A 22,340-nucleotide genomic window follows, 5' to 3' on the forward strand; every position below is an offset into this window, starting at 1 on the left:
CAAGTGCAGTCCGTCACCTGAACGCCAAAGTTCTTACTTAACAAACTGAAGGCCCATGACCCAATCAGAGACTTTGACAAAATTCAGTGTATCTACATTGTGCTTTTTAAACGCCCTGACGACCTTTTCGTGAACTATAATGTGCGGATAATCGCTGTATTTCGGCATAAAGACTAATCGCTCTTTTTCAGGCATCGCTGAAAGCTTGTCATCATCCAAGTAATATTGAGCAATCGTATGTCTAGAGTCTTCAGGGTCAAAATCATCAATACGACATTTTTCAAGATTCAGTACATCTAATTTTTCAAATACATTAAATACCCAGTATCCTTCATGATACTTGTCGTGATCATCAACAATCACCGCCGGGTAGAGCTGACAACACTGGCTATCGATAGTGCCTAGTGTTTGTTTTATTTCTTCAGAAAAAACTGGGTAGGTCGAGTCCAAATGTGCCTGCTTAATCGGCCGAGAAATTCCACGAGCAAGATCCTCATCACGATAACCGTTAACAAAGAACATCGGCTCACCGCCACTGAGCTTAGTGTACTCATAGTCACGATGATCCGATCTGTCATGCGTTGTTAAGTACAAAGTATTTTCATCGTAATTCTTAAATACAATATAATAGTGATCGTTGTATTGACTCATTTTCCTGCCTATAGCTGGCCTTCAAGCATTCTCCTTTGCCTGAAGACCAAGCCACTTACCCTATGACTCTAAAAATTGAAGACCCATGGCCCAATCAGAGACTTTGACAAAATTCAGTGTGTCTACATTGTGCTTTTTAAGTACATTGACAACTTTTTCGTGTACCATGACGTGCGGAAAATCAGAATATTCAGGCATAAATACTAAGCGATCTTTCTCAGGTATTGCTTCTATTTTTTTCTTGCTGAGATAGTATTCATTTATAGCGTATTCATCTTGACCAGATTCAAAGTTATCAATTAAACAGTTTTCAAGATCTAAAACATCCATATACTCGAAAATATTAAACACCCAAAAACCTTCATGATAGTTTCTCTCATCATCGACAATTACCGCAGGATACAGCTGGAAAAAATTATTTCCAATTTCTCCTAGTGATTTCTTAATGTCGTCATTAATCACTGGATAGTTGATTGCCATGTGAGCATTTTTGATTGGACGTTTAACGCCTTTAGAAAGATCCTCATCCCTGTAGCCGTTTTCAAAAAACATAGGCTCTCCAGCAGGTAGCTTAGTAAATTCATAATGCCTCATAGCAGAACGCATTTCTGGTTTAAGGTACAAGGTCTCATCATTATAGTTTAAGAAAGTGATATAATATTGTTCATTGTACGGGTTTATCTGCCTACTCTTGGTATCCATTTTGTGCCTTTATAAGTGATAGTTCTAGTGTCCCATCTGATCAGCCAAATTCACTTTCCACCTTAGCCTTAAGCCTAAACCTCGTTACAAAACAATAAACTGGGCTCCCCCGAGCCTGGCATCCCACTTGTTGCAGCGAACGTATCAATACCGGAAAAGTTATCTACACTCTTTATTGAGTCAACTATATTCAATGAATATAGCCATTGGATCTTTAAATACGTGAGGGAGTGTAACAACCTTCACTAATGCTGTTATATTGGCATAGTGACAACTTCTAATGGTAGTGTGAGCAAATAATAGCTAATACTGACCATTCTTTTCCTCGGCTAAACTAGCGTTAACAATAAGTATGTACTCCCTTAGAGGTAGAGTCTCTCTGTAGCAGTTTATTGATGAGCAACAGAGCTGCTCATCCCATTGCTAATCTCATGATGGATGGCTCTAGGTGTGCCCAAAGACAGGAGTCGTTTTGGTTCGAATTGCATGGGGGGTCTGCGGCCAGTTAGTCCATCGGAGTGCACCAGTTAGCCCATCAGAGTACAAGGGAACAGCCGTTTTTTATGATCGGGCATTAAGGTCGAGAGAAAAAAATAGCCAGCGAAACGCTGGCTATCTGTACAGAATTCTTGGCTGAAATTAAATCTTAGTGATGTTTTCAGCTTGTGGGCCTTTTTGGCCTTGAGTGATAGTGAACTGTACTTTCTCGCCTTCTGCAAGAGTACGGAAACCGTCACCCTGGATTGCGCTGAAGTGTGCGAAAACGTCTGGGCCGTTTTCCTGTTGAATGAAGCCAAAGCCTTTAGTTTCGTTGAACCACTTTACCGTCCCGGTAACTGTATTAGACATGATGTATATCCTATGTATAAAAAATTAACTTGAGCCATATTCGGCGCTTCTAGCGTGGAAACGTTGATTGCTATTGCGTACGACACGACGGGAGTTACGAGTAATCCAACGAACAGTGTATGTAGACAAAGAACTTCATTTCTAGCTGCTTCGAGTTTAGTGGAATCGATTGCTAAGTGGTAGCAAATAATCCGGAAACAGGTCATTTATTTTTGTTCTCATTGTGAAACTATGCGCAAGGTTTCATTTTGACCATTTTTTACTGGCATTTAATACAGTTGAAATATGGTCGCCCATTGATCTTCTATTGGTGTTGGTGAATAATCCAACCGAATCTATCAATAGGAGAGGATGATGAGTAAGAAAACCCATCACCAGGTTTCTGAGCAAGCTCCGGTCAATGATATCGAGCTGGGACGTGGTCAGATTAAAGACACCCATCGAGTCAACTGTTTACAGCCCGAGTTGAAAAAGCGAAGAAAGGTAAAGGCAGTTACCAGCGAAAAGCAAAGCACAGAGGCAAAGAGCCCTATTCAAAAGCAGCATAAGTGCTGATTTCGAATAGGGCTCTTTTTATCAGTGTTCGATCTTAGGCGAATACAGCGAGTAAGCGGTAATTTGTCCGGCTACAATGGCCGCAAACATGAACACGGCAGAAAGGCCAATACTCGGAATGGGCAAGATCGACTGCTCAAAAACTGACTGACTGGCACTCACTAGCACCCGGCTGCCGGGTACCAGAATGATAATACCCTGCACAATGTAGATAGACCCCGTCAAATCCAAACGTTTTGCCACCCATGTGCCGTACAGCGTGATTAAGACCGTTGTCACCCAGGTCCCGACGACCCAGCCACTGTCAAAACCGAGATAAAACGGCCCCCACATACCCAGCACGGCAACCGGAGAGCCGAGTAGAATGTCTTTCGGCCTGGCGTTAAACATGATGCCAATCGAGACCGATAACAAAAACAAACCAAAGATGTGTAGCGGGAGCGGGATTTCATTGTGGTATGTGGTGGCGGGCGCTTGCCCCCATACCGCCTCACCAATGTTCAGCCCCATCACAATACCGACGAACAGTTTCAGCAGCGTCAGCGCGCTTTGACCAAACAAACTGGTACCGGAGACCAGATCATTGAAGGCCAGGCATTCGAGTGAATTGGCAATCGAGAGGCCGGGCACAAACAAAATCACTGCAGCAATGCACAGAGCCCAGACAGGAATCGGCAGCCCGGTGCTGGCAAGAAATGCCACTATAACGCCGGTCAGTAGCGCTGAAATCAGTTCGGCAGCAATGGCGTGTCGCCCGCGACAGCCTCGCTGACACAGCCAGACGACTAATCCCAGAAATACCGAAACACCAATCGCCTCCAGAGTACTACCTACCAGCATCAGATATGCAGGTGGAATTCCCATATTAGCCAGCGCTGTGACCCACCACGGATACCCGACAGGCTCAGGTACCGGTTCACTGCTTGGCTGATTGATACGAATGATGGTGTTGGCCAGCAAGCTGAGGTTGATGGAAGCCGGTTTGTGTCGCTTCATTACCACCGCATTATTGTCATCCGGAAACTGGTAATTGATCGTGGTGGGGGTTGCCTGAATCATCACGTCGACGCCATGCTTTTGCGCATAATGCTGAGTGTATTTCTCAACTTTGTAAGGTGCGCAGCCACTGCGATGCAGTGTGTCGCCTATTTCCACGATTTTATTGATTCGGTACTGCGAGGGCATGTTGGTGAGTCAGTGAAAAAGAGTGGCGCAAAGTTAGCAGAGCGGATGGTCAAAAACGACATTCTGATATCCGTATCGTTGCCGAGTTCACGTTATTGAGTATTTCAAAAATAAAAACTTTGTTGTTGCTTTTGTTGGAGGTGCTGAGTAATTGCCGGACGTCACATTTTTTGACTGAGAGCGAAAATAAATTTTAGTTAAGCATTTGTTACATTCAGACACGTTTTTGTGAACTTTTTTACCATAATGCCTTATGCTGCCAATAACTCAGAGAGTTTATATTTTAACCATTACTTTACAAACACTTTGCGGTTGTAAAGTGTTCAATAATTGTGTGTTTTATGCGCTTGATCTTTCTTTTTAAAAGGAGAAAATAGACGCAAAATGAGATTTCAAAAATGAAAGGATGCTTTTTGGTTACTAAAAGCGAGGTATAAGATGAAACTGCTTCTAATTATCATGGCTTCAATTTCGGCAGGTGTGGCATCTGCGGATCATCTTCATTCTTTCATGCTCGGGCTGTCGATTTCAGCACTTGCCGTGGGAAGCTGCTACTGGTTTGCCTTTCGCACGACACGCTTTCCTCAATTGGCGTTGTTTTTGTTGATCCTGGGGGTTTTCGCTAAGTTCACCGTGACGATCATCGGTGTTGCTTGGGGTATTTCGGCAGAGCTAATTACATCACCGCTGGTGTTTGCTTTGTCTTACCTGTTCTTCTCTGTGGTCGTGACTTACCTGTGGTTCAGTTATCGCGATGCGATCACGCCGAGACCAGACACAAAGAAGCTCGCCATTTAAGCGATGATCACTGAGGAAAAGCCGGCTGATTCAGCCGGCTTTTTTTGTGGGTGTTTTCGGAGACACTTCCAGGTGAGATCACGGACATTTTCTGGTAACTGGATATGCAACTACTATGCTGCCTGAACAGTCTTGTTTGTGACCATGTGCCGATACAGGCCACACAGACATCCCGATAGAAAGGTGTGATGCAATGAGTGTAGTCGTCCTGAGTAAAGCTGGTCCCCGAATGGTTGACTTTTATCTGTCTGACAACCATCTCAAGCTGTTGATCAACGGGCCGGGCATGTTGTTTGAAAAACTGGAACTGATGACCAATAAGACCGCTCTTGATGGGGCGGATGTGGATTTTTATCGTCGGGTTGCGAAAGGCTTGCAAGCGACCATCGCGTGTCCGCATGAGCCCGTGCGACGAGCACACATTAGCGTAGAACCTCATCGACTAGGCGCAGAGCTGAGTATTGAACTTGGCCCTGCCAGCATGTATCAGAGTTTGTTGGAGATTCGGACTATCCAGGGGGAGTCGTTTAAGTCGCTAATTGACGCCTCACTTAACACCGAAGAGACTCCGTTTTCATCTGGGCAGCCGACGATTGCCGCACTGGTGACAGTACGTGCCACGGGGCACCACGAACATCATGCATCGGCCAGTAAGCTCATACGGACCAACCCAGGAGGTTCAGAGCATCATCATCCAGTTGGTGAGCATGGACTGAAGTAAGGAGAGTCACGATGGGAATCAGAAAAAGCGCAGCCGATCTTACACCTGACGAAATTGCGGCATTTCTTGAAGCGATTGCACGCTTGAAAGCAACCAAAAACAATCAAGGTTTTAGTGTGTACGATCAGTTTGTTGCCCTGCATGGAGCGGTGATGGCGGTACTCACGCCAACCAGCGGCGACCGCAGTGTCAATTTCGGGCACGGCAATATTGGTTTCTTGCCATGGCATCGTCAATATCTGCGGGCGTTTGAACAGGCGTTGTCCGATGCGTTGGGCGAAGCGGTCACGCTGCCATATTGGGATTGGTCAAACGCCATTGGAGCCTCCAATGTCTTATTCACGCCAGAGTTTCTGAGTTCGCTCCGCTGGGGTAGCCCACAGGATGTGACCGATGGCATTTTGCAGTTTACGATCGCAGGTTCAAGCAGGCCGCCTTGGTGGCCAAGTGGTTTGGTGGGGTTTCGTGTCGATAGTCTGTTGTCTGAAAGTCGGGGAACCGCGCTTGAGCGGGGAAGCATGGAGTCTGATTGGTCACCGAGCGAGGCAATGCTCAACACACTGACTCAAGTCAATCAAAGTATCAATGGTCGCCATCCGTTGTGGGTGTTCTGGCTGATTCTGGAACAGGGCGTTGCGCAGTTACCGCAGACACATAACGCCGGTCACCGTTTTATTGGTGGTCACATGGGAGGCGCGTTTTCGCCTAACGATCCGGTGTTCTGGCTGCATCATGCCAATGTGGATCGCTTGTGGGCAAACTGGCAGCAGCATCGAATTGATAACAACCTTAGTGCTAACTGGTTGGATACGTATCCTCTACCTGAAGAAGAATCCCCATTTGATGGCAGTATTGCGCCGGAAGGGCACAAAGTGGGCGATGCTATGTGGCCCTGGAATGGTGATCTGGCGGGATACACCAGTGTGTCAGTCTCTTCTGCGATCCGAAACCGCTTACCTGAGTTTTCTGACAGGGTATTGGTGGAGGATGTGCTCGATACTGCGGCACTGGGCATTACATATCAGCCACCGTTATGAATCGTTCACGTATTGTAAAGCGGCGTAGATGCTGACTTTTCTGTGTCGCAAAATTGAGAGAAATATTGTGATAATTTTGGGGTGAAATGTTAGTAACTCTTTGTTCTTTGCCACAAAACTCAATATTAAGTAAAAATTCGTAAATATCGGCGAATGCCTTCTAGTGCATTGTTTATACTCAGGGCAGACATATTAATTGGTGTGGTGTCATGCAAAAAAAATTAACAATTTATGGGTTCTTAAGCGCTTCTGCTGTGTTCTTTTCTGCTTCTTCTTTTGCCGCGCCGACTGTGGTACCGGATCCGCCCAGTATTGGGGCGAAAGGCTACGTGCTGATGGATTACAACACCGGCCAGGTGTTGGTCGAGAAAAATTCGCATGAAAAACTTAACCCGGCTAGCCTGACCAAGCTAATGACTGCGTATGTGGCCGGGCAGGAGATGAAAGCCGGTAACATTTCGGCTGATGATCAGGTTCGGATCAGTGAAAATGCCTGGGCAAGAAATTTTCCTGATTCATCCAAAATGTTCATAGAGGTTGGTAAATACGTCAACCTGATGGATCTTTATCGTGGTTTGATTGTGCAATCGGGTAACGATGCCAGCGTTGCGATAGCAGAACACGTAGCCGGATCCGAGCAATCGTTTGTTGACATGATGAACACATGGGCTTCGAAGCTGGGTATGAAGGACTCGTCATTTACCAATCCGCATGGTCTTGATAGTGACAACCTTTACACCACGCCGTATGACGTGGCGTTGCTCGGCCAGGCGATCATACGTGATCTGCCCGATATCTATCCGCTGTACAGCGAACGTTCGTTTACCTACAACGGCATCACGCAGTACAACCGCAATGGCCTGTTGCGGGATCGCAGTATGACGGTCGATGGCATGAAAACCGGTTACACCAGTGGGGCCGGTTACAGTTTGGCAACCTCTGCGACCAGTGGAGATATGCGTCTGATATCGGTAGTGATGGGGTCCAATAGCACCAAAAGTCGTGAAATGGAAAGCAAGCAACTGCTCAGTTATGGTTTTCGTTTCTTTGATACGGTGGCACCGAACAAAGCGGGTGAAACTCTGGCTAAGCCTCGCGTCTGGATGGGCAGTGAAAACGAAGTCCCTGTGGGTTTAGAAAAAGCAGTCTATCTGACATTGCCGAAAGGGGAAGCTGCTCAGCTAAGCGCGGAGATGAAGATTCCGGCTGATCTGACTGCGCCGATTGAACAAGGGCAACAGATCGGCAGCGTAGTGTATAAGCTCGGCGATAAAACCGTTGCTGAGGCGCCGCTGGTGGCGCAAAAGCAAGTGGACGAAGGCGGTGTGTTCAAACGTATTTTTGACTGGTTGAAACGGCTGATTGCCAGCTTTTTTGCCTGACAGCTTATCAACAACAGCGCCTTGCCTCAGCAGGGCGCTGTTATTTTAAGGGCTACCTGTGTGTGTTTATCTACGCAATCACCGCATTGCTGGATACCGTGGTTTTGGCAAAATTACTTTTATGGTCACGACAAAAATATTGATTTGTTACGCGGGCTTATTGGACTTATAACGCAAGTCCTTTACCTCAATACATTCAATATTATGCAACAGCTGATAGATGCGTTAGCCACTGATGGCCTCTACATTTGGGATGATTTTCTGACTTCGCAACAAGTCTCAGCACTGCGTGATAGCATTCCGGAAGACTGGAAACGTGCACGGATCGGGCGTAACGACGATATCATGCGAGCAGAAAGTATTCGCAGCGATAAGATCCAATGGTTGTCAGCGGGCAATGGCATTGCCGTACAGGAGTATCTGGAGCAGATGGAAGTCATTCGCCGCGAAGTTAACATGAATTTCTTTCTCGGTCTGTTTGAGTATGAGGCGCATTTTGCTAAGTACGAACCCGGTGATTTTTACGTCAAACACCTCGACAGCTTTCGTGGTAACGAGAACCGCAAGCTAACGACGGTGTTCTACATGAACGAAGAGTGGTGTGACGCCGATGGCGGTGAGTTAGTGGTGTACAACCTTGATGATGACTTGGTGACGCGCGTGGCGCCGAAAGCGGGCCGACTGGTGGTCTTTTTGTCGGACCGTTTTCCTCACGAAGTGCTTCCGACACACAATGAACGCTTCAGTATCGCGGGGTGGTTCCGGGTCAATGGGGTCAGCGATCATCAACTGGATATTGCTCGCTAAATACCGTGTGTTTTCTCTGTCCATCGGACTTTTTGTTTAAGACGCCCATAGAGGCGTCTTTTTGCTGTCGCAAAATGTTCATCAGCCAACAATTTTTTTCTTCTTTGATTGCGCATATCGTTTAAATATCTATGATACTAATTTCTCAGTGTGGTTATTCATTTTTTCGGGGTATATTGCACCAGGCTGAAAATCGGGAGACACTCCCACCCGCATCGTAAGGTGCGATTAAATAAAAACATAAACGACAAACGGAGTTAGTAGTGAAAAAAGTACTACTTGCCTCAGCGGTTATTGCCGCAGGCGCAGCTGGCTATATCTATTATGACCAAACAGAACAACAGGCATCAGGTTCTCTAATCAGCAATATTCCGGCTGACTCACCTTTTGTGACCCTCCAGACTGAAGCGTACGATCAGTATGAATACCTGAATGCTTACGGTTATTCTCAAACTGACCTGATGGCTTTGATGGAAACGGGTCAAGACTTGACGCCGATGCAAACTTTCCTGGTTTCTTTTCTGGATGGTTACCTGAAAAGCGCAACTTCTGCTGAATCTATTAAACAGTACCTGGGTACTCCGGAAAAGGTCAGCCCGGTGTTTTACACCTTGGGTATGGTGCCGGTTTACAAAGTACAACTGGAAGATCCGGCCGCGTTCTGGAAAACCGTGGACGCAAAAGAGCAGGAAAGTGGTGTGACGCACACGCTGAAGAAGCTGGACAACATTGAATATCGCAGCTACGAGCTGGCAACCAAAGATCTGGACGGTTTGGATGCTAATCTGATCGTTGCGGTGAATGACAATGTGCTCACCCTGACGATTGAGCTGCCAATCCTGGATGCAGAGAGCCCGCTCAAGTTGGCTCTGGGTCTGGAAGCGCCAAAAGCTTCACTGGCAGACAGTGGTAAAATTGAAGCGCTACAAAGCAAATATGGCGATAACTATAACGCCTTTATGTACATCGACAACGCTGAGATCATTAAAGGTGTGACCACAACCGATGGCAACCGTCTTGCGCGCCAGGTGGGTGTGATCGATCAGAAAGAACCAGAGCCTGCACTGTCCGTGTTGCGTTCACCAATTTGTCAGTCTGAGTTGGCAACCATTGCGTCAAACTGGCCAAGAGAAGTGCTGGTGGTTGACTACAACACGGCGAATGACGAGCTTCAGATGAAAGGCAGCTTTGTGCTGGAATCTGGTAACAAAGTGATTCTGGACGCGCTTAAGTCTATTCAGGGTTTCGTGCCAGCAGCAAACGCCAAAGGCGAAAGCATGTTCAGCGCGGCGTTGGGTGTGGATGTCACGACATTGGCTCCGGCCGTTGCGACGATCTGGAAGGATCTTAAGCAGCCTCAGTATTCCTGTGCACTGCTGAATGAAATGCAGCAGAACATGGGCGCAGACAACCCGGCAGCGATGCTGAGCATGGCTGCTGGTATGCTAAACGGTCTGAAAGGCATCAGCGTCGAGATGTTTGATGTGATGCCTGCCGATAAACCAGAATACGGCCAGCAATTTGATCGTCTGGATGGCATGTTGTCATTCTCTGCAACTAACCCGAACATGCTCCTGCAATCACTGACCATGTTTGTCCCTCAACTGGCTCAACTGAGCATTCAGCCGGATGGCAAGCCAGTGGATGTCACTCCTTTGATTGAACCTCAGACAGGCATTGGTGCGAAATTCTATGCGCAGTTGAACGGCAATCACTTTGCGCTGTACACCGGTGATAAAGGTAAATCGGCGGCAGACAAACTGATGGCTGAACCACTTAGCTCAAACGGCATCATGAAGTTCTCGATGGATTTCAACCGTTTACTTGAAGTGATGGAAAAAGCAGCAGAGTTGCAAGGCGAAGAGCTGACACCAGAAATGGTTGAGACGCTGGCGAGCCAACCATCAGGCACTATCTCTCTGGACGTGAAAGATCACGGCATCATGATGAACTTTGACTACGTTGCGAACATGAAAACGCGCAAACTGGCCAAAGAGCAGCAAGCTGCAAACTAAGGTACTCAAATTGCCGCTGCTTTTGGCAGCGGCTTAATAGAAGATAAACAGCTCTTCGGTATCAAACAGTTTAAAAAAGGTGAGTGTTTGCATGGCAGATCTCCCCGACCAATATTCTAAGGCGCCATGTGCGCCTTTTTTATGCTCCAAACAGCGTGGTATGCGGCCGGGACGCCACAATCAAGATGGTTGTCGACGCCTGACTCATAGATAAGATTAGTTCTGAATTGGCCGGGTGGAAAATCGATTGTGATGATTGATTTGATAGCTATTGTCTATCTGGTGATAGGTACCTAGGTGTTGGGAGAAAGGGAGGGGGGCGATAAAACCGAAGTAAGGCGCAGAAAAACCGCCAGCGTGATACTGGCGGTGTCAAGGGTTAGGCGTATTGCGCTTCCAGTTGCTGCGCTTTTTGGCTGGCAGGATGCTCGGCCAAAGTGGCGGCGTAGCGCTGAATGTTCGGGTAACGTGCGAGCAAACCAAACTGGGCAGTGACGTCGACGATAAATGACATCATGATATCGGCGCCGCTGAGCTTTTCGCCGACCAGGTACTGTTTGCCCTCCAGACGCTGGTCAAAGTAGCTGAGGATCTTGTCGGCTTCACTATCGGCGTAGCCTTGCAAAAAGTTAGTCGGTGCACCGTCTTTGGCAACGAACAGTTTGAGCAGCAGCGGCAACATGGCGGAACTCTCAGCAAAGTGGAGCCACTGCAGATAATCGCGGTAAGCCGCAGTCCCACGTTTCGGAGCCAGTACATCTGCGGCGTAGGTGTCGATCAGGATCTCTGTGATGGCTCCGGACTCGGCAATCACTTCGCCGTTCATTTCGATCACGGGCGATTTCCCCAACGGATGAACCGATGTTAGCTCAGGCGGCGCCAGAAAGGTCACGCTGTCTCGGTGGTAGGGGGTGATCTGATAGTCCAGTCCCAGTTCTTCCAGTAACCAGATAATGCGTTTTGAGCGAGACTGGTTTAGATGGTGAAGTGTAATCATCCTCAGGTCCTTAAATTGGTTGGTTAGTTTGAATCACCAGCTTGCCGAAGTTCTTACCTTCCAGCAGGCCAATAAAGGCGTCGGGAGCGTTTTCCAGGCCATCCACCAGGTGTTCACGATACTGAATTTTGCCTTCGGCCAACCATCGGTTCATGTATTCGGCAAACTCACCATAACGGTGGGCATAATCATCAAAGATGATGAACCCTTGAACTTTGATGCGCTTAACCAGTAGTTGCCCCATGAACATGGACAGACGATCCGGCCCCTCAGGCAGCGTCGTCGCATTGTATTGTGAGACCAGTCCGCACAGGGGAATGCGTGCGCCAGTATTCAGTAGCGGCATGACTGCATCAAACACTTTGCCACCGACATTTTCAAAGTATATGTCGATGCCGTTGTCGCAGGCCTGAGCCAGGCGCTGGGCGAAACTTTCCTCTTTGTGATCGAGGCAGTCGTCAAACCCCAGTACGTCTTTCGCGTAACGACATTTTTCTTCGCCACCAGCAATGCCGATCACGCGGCAACCTTTTAGTTTACCAATTTGTCCCACGGTCGCACCGACAGGGCCGGTGGCAGCTGCCACGACAAGGGTTTCGCCCGCTTTTGGTTGGCCGATATCTAAAAGGCCCATGTACGCGGTAAAGCCAGGCATGCCCATCACTCCCAAAGCATAAGAAGGGTTTACGGGATTTGTCCCCAGTTTGATCAGTCCTTCGCCATTGGAAAGTGCGTAATCCTGCCAACCGGTGTAAGCCAGTACCCATTCACCGGCGCCGAAATCGGGATGGTGCGAGGTTTCAACCTGACACACAGTGCCGCCGACCATCACGTCGTTCAATGCGACGGGATCGGCGTACGATTTCGCGTCGCTCATTCGTCCGCGCATATACGGGTCGAGTGACAGATAGACACTGCGTAGCAAGATTTCGCCGGCTGTAGGGGTAGGTTTACTGGTTTCTTCCAAACGGAAGTTGTTTGTTGTTGGTGCGCCGTGAGGGCGAGATGCTAAGACAATGCGGCGGTTTAGAGGCTGAGACATAAGTAATTCCTTGTATTAGACCAGTCGTCTAGTGTTGGTTTGTAAAAAATCCCGAGCCGAATCGGGACGGGATTATAACGTGTGCCTAAATTAAGGCTGAAGCAGTTGCCGAGTGCTGATTAGGCTCTGTTTCAGACCAGATTGATCCTGATAAAGCTTATTCAGCAGACTGGCGCCAATCCAGGTTTGATAAAGCTGGCGCGCCGTGAGCTTGCTGTCGCAGCGACGTACCGAATCATCCTGAATGCCGTGCTCAATACACTCAGCCAAGGCTGCGATGATGCGTTCGGCGCCATCTAACAACGCAAGTCGCATGCTGTCTGACAAATCTGACACTTCACCACTGAGCTTGACGACCAGGCAACGGTTGGCGTTGCAGGTGCCGTTTTCTGTATCAGCCCAGCGTTCAAAATAGTGGGTCAGGCGTTGATAACCATTCTGCTCTGGTGCATTGAACAGCACCTCGATGCGTGATAAATAGTGTTCGAAATACGCTTGGATTAACGCTTCGCCAAAGTGTTCTTTGGACTTGAAGTAGTGATAGAAAGAGCCTTTCGGTACGTCGGCACATTTCAAAAGTTCGGCCAAACCGACGCGAGTAAAGCCTTTAGTTACCACCAACTCATAGCCGATATCGAGAATGTGCTGGCGGGTATCGTGTGTTTTTGTATTCATGGGCGCTACTATAAACCGGACTAGACCAGTCGTCTAGTCCGGTTTTTGGTTCGCGGTACTGAACTCTTTGCGCGTAATGCGTACTTTAGTGACGCGGTTTTGCTCGACGCCTTCAATGCGGAACTGCCAGTCGTCCCAGTAGACGGTTTCTCCTTTTTCAGGCAGCTCGCCGCTGAGCCACAACAGCATGCCGCTGAGGGTCTGGTAGCCGTGCTGGTCTTCATCCGCCAGAGCCGTCAGGTTGAGGCGTTGTTTGAGTTCACTGACGGGGATCATTGCATCGACCAGCAAGCTACCGTCGGGTTGAGTCACCATCCAGGCTTCTGCGGGTTCGAGGGAGAGCTCTCCTGCGATGGCTTCCAAAATGTCGTATAAGGTAATAAGGCCTTGCAAATCACCATATTCATCGACAACAAAGACCATTTCTGTGCTGGTGGTTTGCATGTGATTAAGCAGTTGCAAGCCTTTCATGGTTTCGGGGATGTACAGCGCCACTTTGGCCATACCGGTCAGAGCGTTGACCGACAGTTTGTGGCTGCGATTGAGCATGGCCTTAGACGAGATGGTGCCAATGAGGTTGTCCAGGTGGCCGTGACAAACCGGAAACACTTTATGCCGGGTCTCTCGGATACGCTGCATCACCTCGTCCAGTGGCCGGTCAATATCGAGATAATCCACATCCCTTCGTGGGGTCATCAGAGAGCTGGCGGGACGGTCGTTAAGGCGCATGATGTTGTGGATCATGTCATGCTCTTTGGGATCTAAGGCGCCGGATTCAGACCCTTCATTGACGATTGCCTGGACATCTTCTTCAGTGACACACTCTGTGGCATTTTGAGATTGTCCGATGATGCGCAATAAACCTTCGGTGGAGGCTGTCAGCAGAGCAACAAAGGGAATTGTAATCTTGGACAGCAGATGAATAGGGCGGGCGACAATAATGGAAATACGCTCGGCGTTAGCTTGAGCGTAACGCTTGGGAACTAACTCCCCGATCACAATTGAAAAATAGGTGATCACAATGACCACACAACCAGTGGAAAACAGGTTGGCGATTTTGGGCTCCATGCCCTGTCTGATCAGCCACAGTTCAAACGGCTCCGACAGCGTGGCTTCACCGACGATACCGTTTAGCAAGCCGATGGCGGTTATACCGATCTGAATGGTGGAGAGAAATAGCGTCGGGTTCTCTTTCAGTATCAGGGCTGTACGAGCCGAATGGCTGTGATCAGAGAGCTGTTTGAGCCGGCCGTTGCGTACGGCGACCAGAGCAATTTCAGACATTGCAAAGACGCCATTAAGTAGAATTAGCGCCGTCAGTAGAAGCACATCCATAACGTCATTACCTTTGTATTGATACTGTTTTAAGCATATCCGAGCATACGAGAGCGGTTTGTGATTTCGCTGAGATAATTTTGTTTGCTGTGACAAATACTCTGATTTCAGTCGGTTATATTGACTAATGAACTTGATTGCCAGTGATAAAGCGTGATTGCCTGAGCAGGCGCGAGGATGAAGCGAGAACATACGCTAAGAAGAGCAGAAATGAAAACACAAAGAGAGAAGATGTTGGCCGGAGAGCCTTATTTGGCCTGGGATCAGGAATTGTATCAGATGCGTATTGCCTGTCGCCGCCAACTGCTTGTGCTGAATCAGAGTATCCCGGACAGCGACGAGTGGCGCAGTGCTATTGATCAGTTATTGCCGGATGCGCCAGACGCGTATCTGGAGCCGCCGTTTCGCTGTGACTATGGTCGTCACATTCACGTGGGCAAGAATTTCTACGCCAACTTCAACTGCGTGATCCTGGACGTCGCAGAAGTGCGGATTGGTAACAACGTGTTGTTGGCACCCAATGTTCAGCTCTATACGGCGAGTCATCCGTTGGATGTGCAAGCTCGGGTGGAAGAGGGCGTTGAATTTGGTTTGCCGATCACCATCGGTGACAACGTCTGGATTGGCGGCGGAGCGATTGTGTGTCCGGGTGTGACCATTGGTGAGAACAGTGTCATTGGCGCTGGCAGTGTAGTGACACGAGATATTCCTGCTAATGTGGTGGCGGCCGGTAACCCCTGCCGGATTATTCGCCCGCTTGAAGCTTAACTTTCGGCGCGCCCGGATTGCCTAGGCGTCGTTGTTTCGCCATGCCGTCTGACACGCTACGTCACGTTGCTTCTCCCAATCAATTCTCACCATAAAACAGGCACAAATTGCCTGGATGTTTTCGTTATTTGTGGAATTAACCCCACGTAGAATGCGGCCTCTTTATATTTCTGTTATTTAGGGAGTTCTACGTGTCATATCGACCATGGTTATTAATATCCACAATGGCGTCTATTTCACCAGCAATGGCCAGCACTGGCTTTGAACCCGGGCTGTCGTTTCCGCTGGAAAAGGAGTACGCATGCAGTTCAACTGGAAAGGTTGGCGCTGAACAGGCAAGGGAAGTCCTGGAGCAGCTATTGCAAAACCTGAATGTCGACCACAAGCAGGCCTCGCAATATTTGTTTATTAATCAAGTGAGTGGCTTCAATAGCCATCACTTCCTGTTTACGTTGCAAAAAGATAACGTACCTGTGCACGGGCAAGACGTGATTTTGTCGCTGAATGATCAGTGTGAACTGTTCCGCTACCAGTATCAGGTTGACTTGCCGCTCAACCCACCGGAAGCAAGTGGTAGTGTGGTCACGAGTGCTGACGAGGCTGTGTCACAAACGAAGCTGCAACTGGACACAGAGCGTTCGCCGATAAGTGGACTGATCAAACTAAGAAGCAGCTTACTGACCATGCGCTCTGAGGATGGCGAAACGCATACATTGACTGTCGAACGTGATGCGATCACAGCGATACCAATCTATCGTTGGATAAAAGGACAACTGGTTCTGGGCTATTATGTCACAGTGCCTCTCAACGGGCCGCAAGGAAACCTGGAAATGTTCATCAGCAGCGTTGATGGTAGAGCGAGCGGCTTTTATTACCAAGCAAAAATCGCCAACTCGACGCCATTAGTGTCTCCGCTTGAGTTTAAGTGGCTCGGCTATGGCGACGACCCCTCAGAGCAGCTTGGCAACTTATTCACTCCCTCTTTTTGGACTGAGCAACCCGGTCAGGTACCAAAGACACTGCCACTTAAATCACTCTCAGAGCCGGAGTCGAGTTATACGCAGTTTTATTCTAATCAAGACTTCCATTGGTGGGGGCATTCACTCAATGCAGACTACGCTCAATTCTGGAATGCGGCGAGCGAGGTCAGTCGTTATCAGATCCCAGCGATCCTAACCAATATGCAAGCCATCCACGATGGTTTCAGTTATGCCGCCGAGACCCTGTCTTACGACTTCATCGGAGAGCACAAGGTTGGTCTGATGCTGACCGACAGCGACATAAGGTTTGATAAATACCTGCCGGATTTTGACTTGATTGCTGTTGGAAAAAGCGATTGTCTTGGCCCGACTTACGACCCAGCGATTACGTATCACGAACAAGGACATGCTCTGTTCCGACGTCTCAAACTTCAGGGATCACCGGTTGGGATGGCTATTACTCCCATCAATGGGGCCATTAACGAAGCGTTTGCCGATTACTGGGCGAGTACTCAGTTGAGTCGTAATTCAGATTGGAATGAGCTTCTTGGCAACCTGAGACTCGATTTATGTGGCAAGGCTGTACGGGATTACAATGCGCCTGAGCAGGACTACTTTGCCGGATATGAAACGAACGTATCTTCTGCACACAGCAAGGTTTCGAGTGAGTATGGCACGGTTGCGACAGAAACATTACTGGCTGCGCCGTTATATCGCGCAAGAAAAGCGATCGCCCAGAACGCGTTTCTCAATAATGATATTGAGTTGGTGAATCGCTACGGTGAAGATCCCGCCGCCGCGCTGGCTGACCAGATTGTGTTGGAAGCGTTTCTCGGCTTGTCGATGCACCAGCAATATCAGGAAACGGCATTTGCTGTTTATCAGTCGGCTAAGCGTCTTGACGCGACTGGGATTGCTGCGGCGGTTTTCCGCCAACAACTGACCAATGTGAACTTGTTACCCCGAGATGTGTCGCCTGAAAGCCGCACTGCGTTTGTGTCTCCTCAGACGCAAAGCGCTGACGTTGCAATCATCAGTCGCGATGAGAGCGAAGCCAACACGAAAGTTGAACTGGCTCTGAACGACTTGCCTGTGACCATTGTGGGTTTGGAACCCGGCAAAAAACAACAAGAGTGGTTAGCGGCACCGGCGATGCAATGTTTCCAGTTTCATACCGCTAGCCTCAAACTGACGCACACGTTGAGTGACAATAGTGTCGTGCAAAAGCGTGACTATGACATGGCTTTGGTTGGGGGCAACCCGTTAGTGAATCTGGCGGGCCGCGAAGTTGAACGTTATCAATGGCACTTCACGCTGCCTGATACCATCAACAACAATGCCAACCAGCGACTGCTGGTACGCACCAAAGGCAACGGCGGTGCCTATGTTGAAATGCAGCGCATCGGGCACAGTGATGTGGTGAGACTGAATCGGATGACGGACCATCTCGGCCGGGTCTGGTACAGTCAGACGGAGCCGGTGACGCTGAGCGACGGAGACTGGCAAATCAACAGCTCCAATATATCTCAAGCGGACCTGTATCTATTGGAATGTATCCCGGAATTCAACATTCAGATCCGCGGTGAATTGAAAGAAAACAGCCGTATTCAGGCAACGGCGATGCACGGTTTTGACTTGCTGGATAACGTTCAATGGCAAATTGTGGGGTTGCCCGAGTCGAAAATGAGCGGCAACACGTTCAGTTACACCTTACCTAACTGGAAACAGTCGCAGGACATCACGCTGGAAGCGACGCTTGATTTCTCCGGTGCGTCGAGAATGGCCAGTAAAACAGTCACGGTCAATGCGGTGAACGATCCGGCGTCTTTTACGTTGCAAGTGCCGGCGCAGAGCAATGAGAGCGAGAATGTCACCTTCAAAGTGGCTGAACTGTCCGATGCGGAGGGCATCGATACTCTGCAAACGCTGTGGCTGGTTGACGGCGAAATCATCGGTGAAGGAGAAACGGTTCAATGGATGACACCGTCAGTCGCTACAGACACACGTTTTCAGGTCACGGTTAAAGTGATTGATCGTGATGATGTCAGCAGCGTAACAGAGAAGCAGGCCGAGATCATGGTCAACCATGTCAACCGCGCGCCAACCATTGCGCTGCAAGGAAAAAGTGTCAAGCAGGGAGAAACCCTAATCCTGATACCGGTGCTTAGCGATGAAGACCACGAGGTTGCTGATCTGAAACTTACCTGGACGGTGACGACCGGGGAAGGCCAACAGACGTTCCAGATTCAGACACTGAATTATCCGGTTGCAGCCGACCATGTCGGCAATATTGACGTTGAGGTGGTTGTCAGCGACGGTCTTGCTCAGGCAAACGCGTCAGCGACGATTCCCGTGATAGCGGTCAATAAGGCGCCTCAACTGGCACTGATGGGCGCGGACAGTGCGCAGGCTGATAGCTGGGTGAAGGTCGTGGCTGAGGTACAAGACGAAACGCCAGATGGCGTCATACTCAATTGGCAGGTTACGCCGGGTATTGAGTGGCAAAGGACTGGTCCGTCGACCATTCGGGTACGCACGCCGAAGACATCTAAACCTGGAGCTATCGATGTTCAGGTGACGGCAGACGACGGGGAATTTAGTGTTTCAGCCCACCACAATATTCGTTGGGATGCGTATCTAAATGCTGCACCTGAGGTACAAATTGATGGCGTGCACCATGCCGCGTTCGGGCAGCGTGTGAGCTTGACGGCAGTGGCTTACGATGACGACAACTGGCCACAACCGCTTAGCTACACGTGGCGTCAGGAAAGCGGACCCGAAAGCCAGTTTATGGCAAGCGGCAATGTGCTGAATTTTAACGTCAGTGAAAACATGGCCAATGCCAAACTGGTGTTCGTTGCCACGGTCAGTGATGGCCAAAATCAGTCGAGCGTGAAGCACGCAGTGTCAATTGGCGCAGTGCCTAAGCCGGCGATAGTGGTTAAACCGTTTGAAAAAACCAGAGGAGAGTTGGAAACGATCACCCTGGATGCGAGTGAGTCGTTGCCAGCGCGGGGCAAAGCCCTTTCATATCAATGGAAACAAGTCTCGGGCCCGGCGTTGGTCGACTTTGACAGTCAGACGGCCCGAGCGCGGTTTACGTTACCTGAAGTGAACAAGAACGGTGTTATCGAACTGGAACTGACGGTACTGGAAGATGGTGAAACGAGTAGCCAACGTTTCACCATTGAGGTTCGAAACCGAGGGCCTAAAGCGCGTCCGGTTACAGCACCGATTCATGTGGAAGTGGATCAAACTGATGAGCAAACATCTCTGGTGACGATCGACGCGGCGTCGATTGTGAAGCTTGAAGAGGATGTCGACTATCAGTATTTCTGGCGTAAGACACAGGGGGCAGAGGTCACCTGGGTGGATCGTGAGTCGCGTTACCTTAAAGTTCGTTTAGCGGGATCGGATGCGCAGCGCCTTCGCCGCGCGCAACAAGACGACGCCAGTTTGGTGCAGTTGCTGGGGTTTGAACTTGATCTGACGACACCGGAGCAAGGCGTTCGGACGTATGGTGTTGAAGTGGAAGTAACCCAAACGGCGCAGTCAGATGATACGGATACACCAGCGCAGCCAAAACCACCAGTGATTACCGACACACCGGTCAGCAGTGGAGGCGGTGGCGGTGGTGGCTCACTGGGTGTGGGTTCGCTGCTGGCTCTGTTACTACTCAGACGCCGTAAAAAATAGACACAGAAGACTAATCGGCACGTTGAGTTCAACGTGCCTTTTTCCGTTTAGCACTATTGCAGCATACTGGAGTAGATCTGCAGACCCCGCGTGGTCAGAGAATAAACCCGGCCTTCTTCTTTGACTACCAGTTCGCTGGTTACCAATTGTTTCAGGTGGAAGTTGAACTTGGTGTGATCTTCAATCCCGACCACACGACACAGATCCATAAACTTCATTTTGCGGTGGATTTTAAGTTGTTTCACCACCATACGGCGGATAGGGTTGGACAGCGCACTGAACACAAGATCATTGTGGCGCTCATCGAGAGGGGATGTGGGTGTACGCTCAGCGTGTACTCGCTTGAGCGTGACGGACAATGATGCCAGGTTGAAGGGTTTCGTCAGGAACTCGTCGGCCCCTTTTTTCATCGCATCGACGGCGATGTCGACCGTGGCGAAGGCCGTTGTAATGACGATGCCAATATTAGGCTGCATGCGACGCAGCGACGACAAAGCTTCAATCCCGGTCATGCCGTTCATCACCACGTCAAACAGCGCAAGGTCGAACGCCTGATTGGTTGCGATATCCAGTGCATCTTCAGCATTGGTGCATGCGGTGACGTCGAATGTTTCGAGTGTCAGGGCCTCGACCAGCACATCACGCAGTTGCTGATCATCTTCGGCTAAGAGGAGTTTTAACGTCATTAACATTTCCTGGGTAGTTGTACGTCGACGCACAGGCCGTACTGATGGTTATACAGCAGCAGCTCACCGCCGTGCTGTTGTACAATTTGTTTGCATAAAGCAAGCCCCATCCCGGTTCCTTCACCTTTTGGCTTGGTAGTGAAAAAGGGTTGTGTGGCTTTATTCAGCAAAGGTTTGGGCATACCGCCGCCATGATCTGAGACCCGAACAACCGCCGTCAATTTATTCTGAAAACCATCGACCTGAATCCGTTTGTTTTTCTGGCTGGCGTCAATGGCATTGGCGATGAGGTTGGAAAACACTTCTTCGAGTAATCCGGCATCGCCAGAAATTATCAGCTTTTCATTCAGATTTACTTTGAGATCGAATCCACCGAGGCGGAACTGGTTAAGATCCAGCGCGGACTGGACCACCTCCGCCAAGCAAATCGGTTGGCGCTGAATCGGCTTGTGGTGCGCGTAATTAAGCACTTCCTGGCTGATTTCGGCCGCACGACTCAAGCCGTAACGAATTCGATCTATCTGGCGCTGACATGCGGCATTGTCTGGAACCTGATTGGCCAATAAGTCACAGCTCATCATCGCGCTGCTGAGAGGGGTCTTTATTTCGTGGGCCACGGCGGAGGTAAGCTCGCCCAGCTCTTTCAGTTTGGCGTCTTGTTGAGATTGCTGCATGGCCGTTTCAATTTGATGATCTCGCTCACGATCAAAGACTCTCAGGGCAAACCACAAGGTAACCAGAATAGCTGACGCCAGTATGGTCCGCAGCAGTAGTGCCCAGGTACCGTGGTCGAGGGTAAACACGCTCACAGACAGACCGTAGCCGATCACCGCCAGCCCGGTGGCGTGAAAAGGCCGCCGACCATCGTACCCCTCTTTTTCCAGCACACGGGCATAGCTTATCAATGCCAGGCCGGCCAGCAAAGCGGAGCCTAAACCATATACCCAACGGATCTGATCAGTGACTGCGTGGATATACTCGGCGAAGTTTACTTCGTCGTAGCTCAGCCATATGCCCAGCAGAAACATACCCTGTGTGGCCAGTACCCCTATCTTGATAGTGCGTCTGTGCTGCCACGTGGTTAGAGGCAGGAGCTGCCACGCAAACCACAGTAAAGGAAGAAACGCGACCCACAGTTTGATGGCTTTAAGTATTTCCAGCGTACGAGTCAGGGTGAATTCGTGCTCATACATCACAATGTACAGGCTGGACCATTGGTGTATCCCATGGATCAGGCCGAAAACGGCCAGCCATGGAAGCGCTTTGGCAATACGGATACGACTATTACGTAAGTCTCTGAACAAAATGGCAAATGCGACGGCAAAGAATGTCAGGCCGTAGAAGAGATAGATCTTAAAGATGATGAGCATATCCATAGTTGCCAGTCTAATTGAGTCTTCTGACAGTGGCAATCGCCGCGCATTTCTATAAACAAACAGTAATATTTCACTTTTAGAGG

General features: G+C 49.3%; 19 protein-coding genes. 9 read left to right on the top strand and 10 right to left on the bottom strand.

Annotated features, from left to right (window positions below; translation table 11 throughout):
* Positions 1-33: 33 nt before the first annotated feature.
* From CAG64_RS06305 to CAG64_RS06315, 3 genes are all read right to left on the bottom strand, one after another.
* On the bottom strand, positions 34-651 hold the full coding sequence (locus CAG64_RS06305; RefSeq protein ID WP_161489287.1) for an imm11 family protein: 618 nt from the start codon (positions 649-651) through the stop codon (positions 34-36).
* A 60-nt stretch (positions 652-711) separates the two neighbouring features.
* Positions 712-1,353 carry a hypothetical protein gene (locus CAG64_RS06310; RefSeq protein ID WP_021706518.1) on the bottom strand — a complete coding sequence of 214 codons (642 nt, stop codon included), beginning with the start codon at positions 1,351-1,353 and terminating at the stop codon, positions 712-714.
* Between the two features lie 639 nt (positions 1,354-1,992).
* Positions 1,993-2,202 (bottom strand): cold-shock protein, encoded by a 210-nt coding sequence (locus CAG64_RS06315; protein ID WP_021706517.1) that lies wholly within the window; start codon positions 2,200-2,202, stop codon positions 1,993-1,995.
* Between the two features lie 354 nt (positions 2,203-2,556).
* Here CAG64_RS06315 and CAG64_RS24070 point away from each other — a divergent pair, with 354 nt between their 5' ends.
* Entirely contained in the window at positions 2,557-2,757 is a 201-nt protein-coding gene (locus tag CAG64_RS24070; protein ID WP_237668197.1) for a hypothetical protein, read from the top strand.
* Positions 2,758-2,778: 21 nt separating this feature from the next.
* Here CAG64_RS24070 and CAG64_RS06325 read toward each other — a convergent pair whose 3' ends face one another.
* Positions 2,779-3,942 carry a threonine/serine ThrE exporter family protein gene (locus CAG64_RS06325; RefSeq protein ID WP_161458001.1) on the bottom strand — a complete coding sequence of 388 codons (1,164 nt, stop codon included), beginning with the start codon at positions 3,940-3,942 and terminating at the stop codon, positions 2,779-2,781.
* Positions 3,943-4,380: 438 nt separating this feature from the next.
* On the opposite strand from CAG64_RS06325, the gene CAG64_RS06330 reads away from it, so the two are divergent.
* From CAG64_RS06330 to CAG64_RS06355, 6 genes are all read left to right on the top strand, one after another.
* On the top strand, positions 4,381-4,740 hold the full coding sequence (locus CAG64_RS06330) for an NADH:ubiquinone oxidoreductase (RefSeq protein ID WP_161447609.1): 360 nt from the start codon (positions 4,381-4,383) through the stop codon (positions 4,738-4,740).
* 193 nt (positions 4,741-4,933) lie between these two features.
* Positions 4,934-5,461: a hypothetical protein gene (locus CAG64_RS06335; RefSeq protein ID WP_021706513.1), complete on the top strand. Its 528-nt coding sequence runs from the start codon at positions 4,934-4,936 to the stop codon at positions 5,459-5,461.
* Positions 5,462-5,472: 11 nt separating this feature from the next.
* A complete protein-coding gene (locus CAG64_RS06340; protein WP_161447610.1) occupies positions 5,473-6,498 on the top strand; it encodes a tyrosinase family protein in 1,026 nt (341 codons plus the stop codon).
* Between the two features lie 209 nt (positions 6,499-6,707).
* Positions 6,708-7,880: a D-alanyl-D-alanine carboxypeptidase family protein gene (locus CAG64_RS06345; RefSeq protein WP_161458000.1), complete on the top strand. Its 1,173-nt coding sequence runs from the start codon at positions 6,708-6,710 to the stop codon at positions 7,878-7,880.
* A gap of 204 nt (positions 7,881-8,084) precedes the next feature.
* Entirely contained in the window at positions 8,085-8,687 is a 603-nt protein-coding gene (locus tag CAG64_RS06350; protein ID WP_021706510.1) for a 2OG-Fe(II) oxygenase, read from the top strand.
* 263 nt (positions 8,688-8,950) lie between these two features.
* On the top strand, positions 8,951-10,702 hold the full coding sequence (locus tag CAG64_RS06355) for a hypothetical protein (RefSeq protein WP_161457999.1): 1,752 nt from the start codon (positions 8,951-8,953) through the stop codon (positions 10,700-10,702).
* A 379-nt stretch (positions 10,703-11,081) separates the two neighbouring features.
* Here the strand turns inward: CAG64_RS06355 and CAG64_RS06360 are convergent, their stop codons facing one another.
* The 4 genes from CAG64_RS06360 to CAG64_RS06375 form a co-directional block, all read right to left on the bottom strand.
* On the bottom strand, positions 11,082-11,699 hold the full coding sequence (locus CAG64_RS06360; protein WP_021706508.1) for a glutathione S-transferase family protein: 618 nt from the start codon (positions 11,697-11,699) through the stop codon (positions 11,082-11,084).
* 10 nt (positions 11,700-11,709) lie between these two features.
* Positions 11,710-12,741, bottom strand: coding sequence for an NADP-dependent oxidoreductase (locus CAG64_RS06365; RefSeq protein ID WP_161457998.1), 1,032 nt, complete (start codon positions 12,739-12,741; stop codon positions 11,710-11,712).
* A gap of 90 nt (positions 12,742-12,831) precedes the next feature.
* Positions 12,832-13,416, bottom strand: a complete 585-nt coding sequence (locus tag CAG64_RS06370) for a TetR/AcrR family transcriptional regulator (RefSeq protein WP_161457997.1) — start codon at positions 13,414-13,416, stop codon at positions 12,832-12,834.
* Between the two features lie 33 nt (positions 13,417-13,449).
* Positions 13,450-14,751 carry a hemolysin family protein gene (locus CAG64_RS06375; protein ID WP_161457996.1) on the bottom strand — a complete coding sequence of 434 codons (1,302 nt, stop codon included), beginning with the start codon at positions 14,749-14,751 and terminating at the stop codon, positions 13,450-13,452.
* Between the two features lie 210 nt (positions 14,752-14,961).
* Between CAG64_RS06375 and CAG64_RS06380 the strand changes: the two genes are divergently transcribed.
* Both CAG64_RS06380 and CAG64_RS06385 read left to right on the top strand, forming a co-directional pair.
* Positions 14,962-15,519, top strand: coding sequence for a sugar O-acetyltransferase (locus CAG64_RS06380; protein WP_161454719.1), 558 nt, complete (start codon positions 14,962-14,964; stop codon positions 15,517-15,519).
* 191 nt (positions 15,520-15,710) lie between these two features.
* Positions 15,711-20,195 carry a PKD domain-containing protein gene (locus tag CAG64_RS06385; protein ID WP_161457995.1) on the top strand — a complete coding sequence of 1,495 codons (4,485 nt, stop codon included), beginning with the start codon at positions 15,711-15,713 and terminating at the stop codon, positions 20,193-20,195.
* A 53-nt stretch (positions 20,196-20,248) separates the two neighbouring features.
* Here CAG64_RS06385 and CAG64_RS06390 read toward each other — a convergent pair whose 3' ends face one another.
* Both CAG64_RS06390 and CAG64_RS06395 read right to left on the bottom strand, forming a co-directional pair.
* Positions 20,249-20,881: a response regulator gene (locus CAG64_RS06390; RefSeq protein ID WP_161457994.1), complete on the bottom strand. Its 633-nt coding sequence runs from the start codon at positions 20,879-20,881 to the stop codon at positions 20,249-20,251.
* The gene (locus CAG64_RS06395) at positions 20,881-22,257 is read right to left on the bottom strand and encodes a sensor histidine kinase (RefSeq protein ID WP_161457993.1); all 1,377 of its coding nucleotides are present in this window, start codon (positions 22,255-22,257) and stop codon (positions 20,881-20,883) included. The genes CAG64_RS06390 and CAG64_RS06395 overlap by 1 nt, the downstream gene beginning before the upstream one ends.
* Between the last annotated feature and the right edge of the window lie 83 nt (positions 22,258-22,340).

It is taken from the genome of Vibrio sp. V38_P2S17PM301, assembly GCF_009904845.1.
In the GTDB taxonomy this organism is placed as follows: domain Bacteria; phylum Pseudomonadota; class Gammaproteobacteria; order Enterobacterales; family Vibrionaceae; genus Vibrio; species Vibrio proteolyticus.

Excerpts from the sequence above, each read along its gene's own strand:
- CAG64_RS06305 (WP_161489287.1), bottom strand. The coding sequence starts at position 651 with ATGAGTCAATACAACGATCACTATTATATTGTATTTAAGAATTACGAT.
- CAG64_RS06310 (WP_021706518.1), bottom strand. The coding sequence starts at position 1,353 with ATGGATACCAAGAGTAGGCAGATAAACCCGTACAATGAACAATATTAT.
- CAG64_RS06315 (WP_021706517.1), bottom strand. The coding sequence starts at position 2,202 with ATGTCTAATACAGTTACCGGGACGGTAAAGTGGTTCAACGAAACTAAA.
- CAG64_RS24070 (WP_237668197.1), top strand. The coding sequence starts at position 2,557 with ATGAGTAAGAAAACCCATCACCAGGTTTCTGAGCAAGCTCCGGTCAAT.
- CAG64_RS06325 (WP_161458001.1), bottom strand. The coding sequence starts at position 3,942 with ATGCCCTCGCAGTACCGAATCAATAAAATCGTGGAAATAGGCGACACA.
- CAG64_RS06330 (WP_161447609.1), top strand. The coding sequence starts at position 4,381 with ATGAAACTGCTTCTAATTATCATGGCTTCAATTTCGGCAGGTGTGGCA.
- CAG64_RS06335 (WP_021706513.1), top strand. The coding sequence starts at position 4,934 with ATGAGTGTAGTCGTCCTGAGTAAAGCTGGTCCCCGAATGGTTGACTTT.
- CAG64_RS06340 (WP_161447610.1), top strand. The coding sequence starts at position 5,473 with ATGGGAATCAGAAAAAGCGCAGCCGATCTTACACCTGACGAAATTGCG.
- CAG64_RS06345 (WP_161458000.1), top strand. The coding sequence starts at position 6,708 with ATGCAAAAAAAATTAACAATTTATGGGTTCTTAAGCGCTTCTGCTGTG.
- CAG64_RS06350 (WP_021706510.1), top strand. The coding sequence starts at position 8,085 with ATGCAACAGCTGATAGATGCGTTAGCCACTGATGGCCTCTACATTTGG.
- CAG64_RS06360 (WP_021706508.1), bottom strand. The coding sequence starts at position 11,699 with ATGATTACACTTCACCATCTAAACCAGTCTCGCTCAAAACGCATTATC.
- CAG64_RS06365 (WP_161457998.1), bottom strand. The coding sequence starts at position 12,741 with ATGTCTCAGCCTCTAAACCGCCGCATTGTCTTAGCATCTCGCCCTCAC.
- CAG64_RS06370 (WP_161457997.1), bottom strand. The coding sequence starts at position 13,416 with ATGAATACAAAAACACACGATACCCGCCAGCACATTCTCGATATCGGC.
- CAG64_RS06375 (WP_161457996.1), bottom strand. The coding sequence starts at position 14,751 with ATGGATGTGCTTCTACTGACGGCGCTAATTCTACTTAATGGCGTCTTT.
- CAG64_RS06380 (WP_161454719.1), top strand. The coding sequence starts at position 14,962 with ATGAAAACACAAAGAGAGAAGATGTTGGCCGGAGAGCCTTATTTGGCC.
- CAG64_RS06390 (WP_161457994.1), bottom strand. The coding sequence starts at position 20,881 with ATGACGTTAAAACTCCTCTTAGCCGAAGATGATCAGCAACTGCGTGAT.
- CAG64_RS06395 (WP_161457993.1), bottom strand. The coding sequence starts at position 22,257 with ATGGATATGCTCATCATCTTTAAGATCTATCTCTTCTACGGCCTGACA.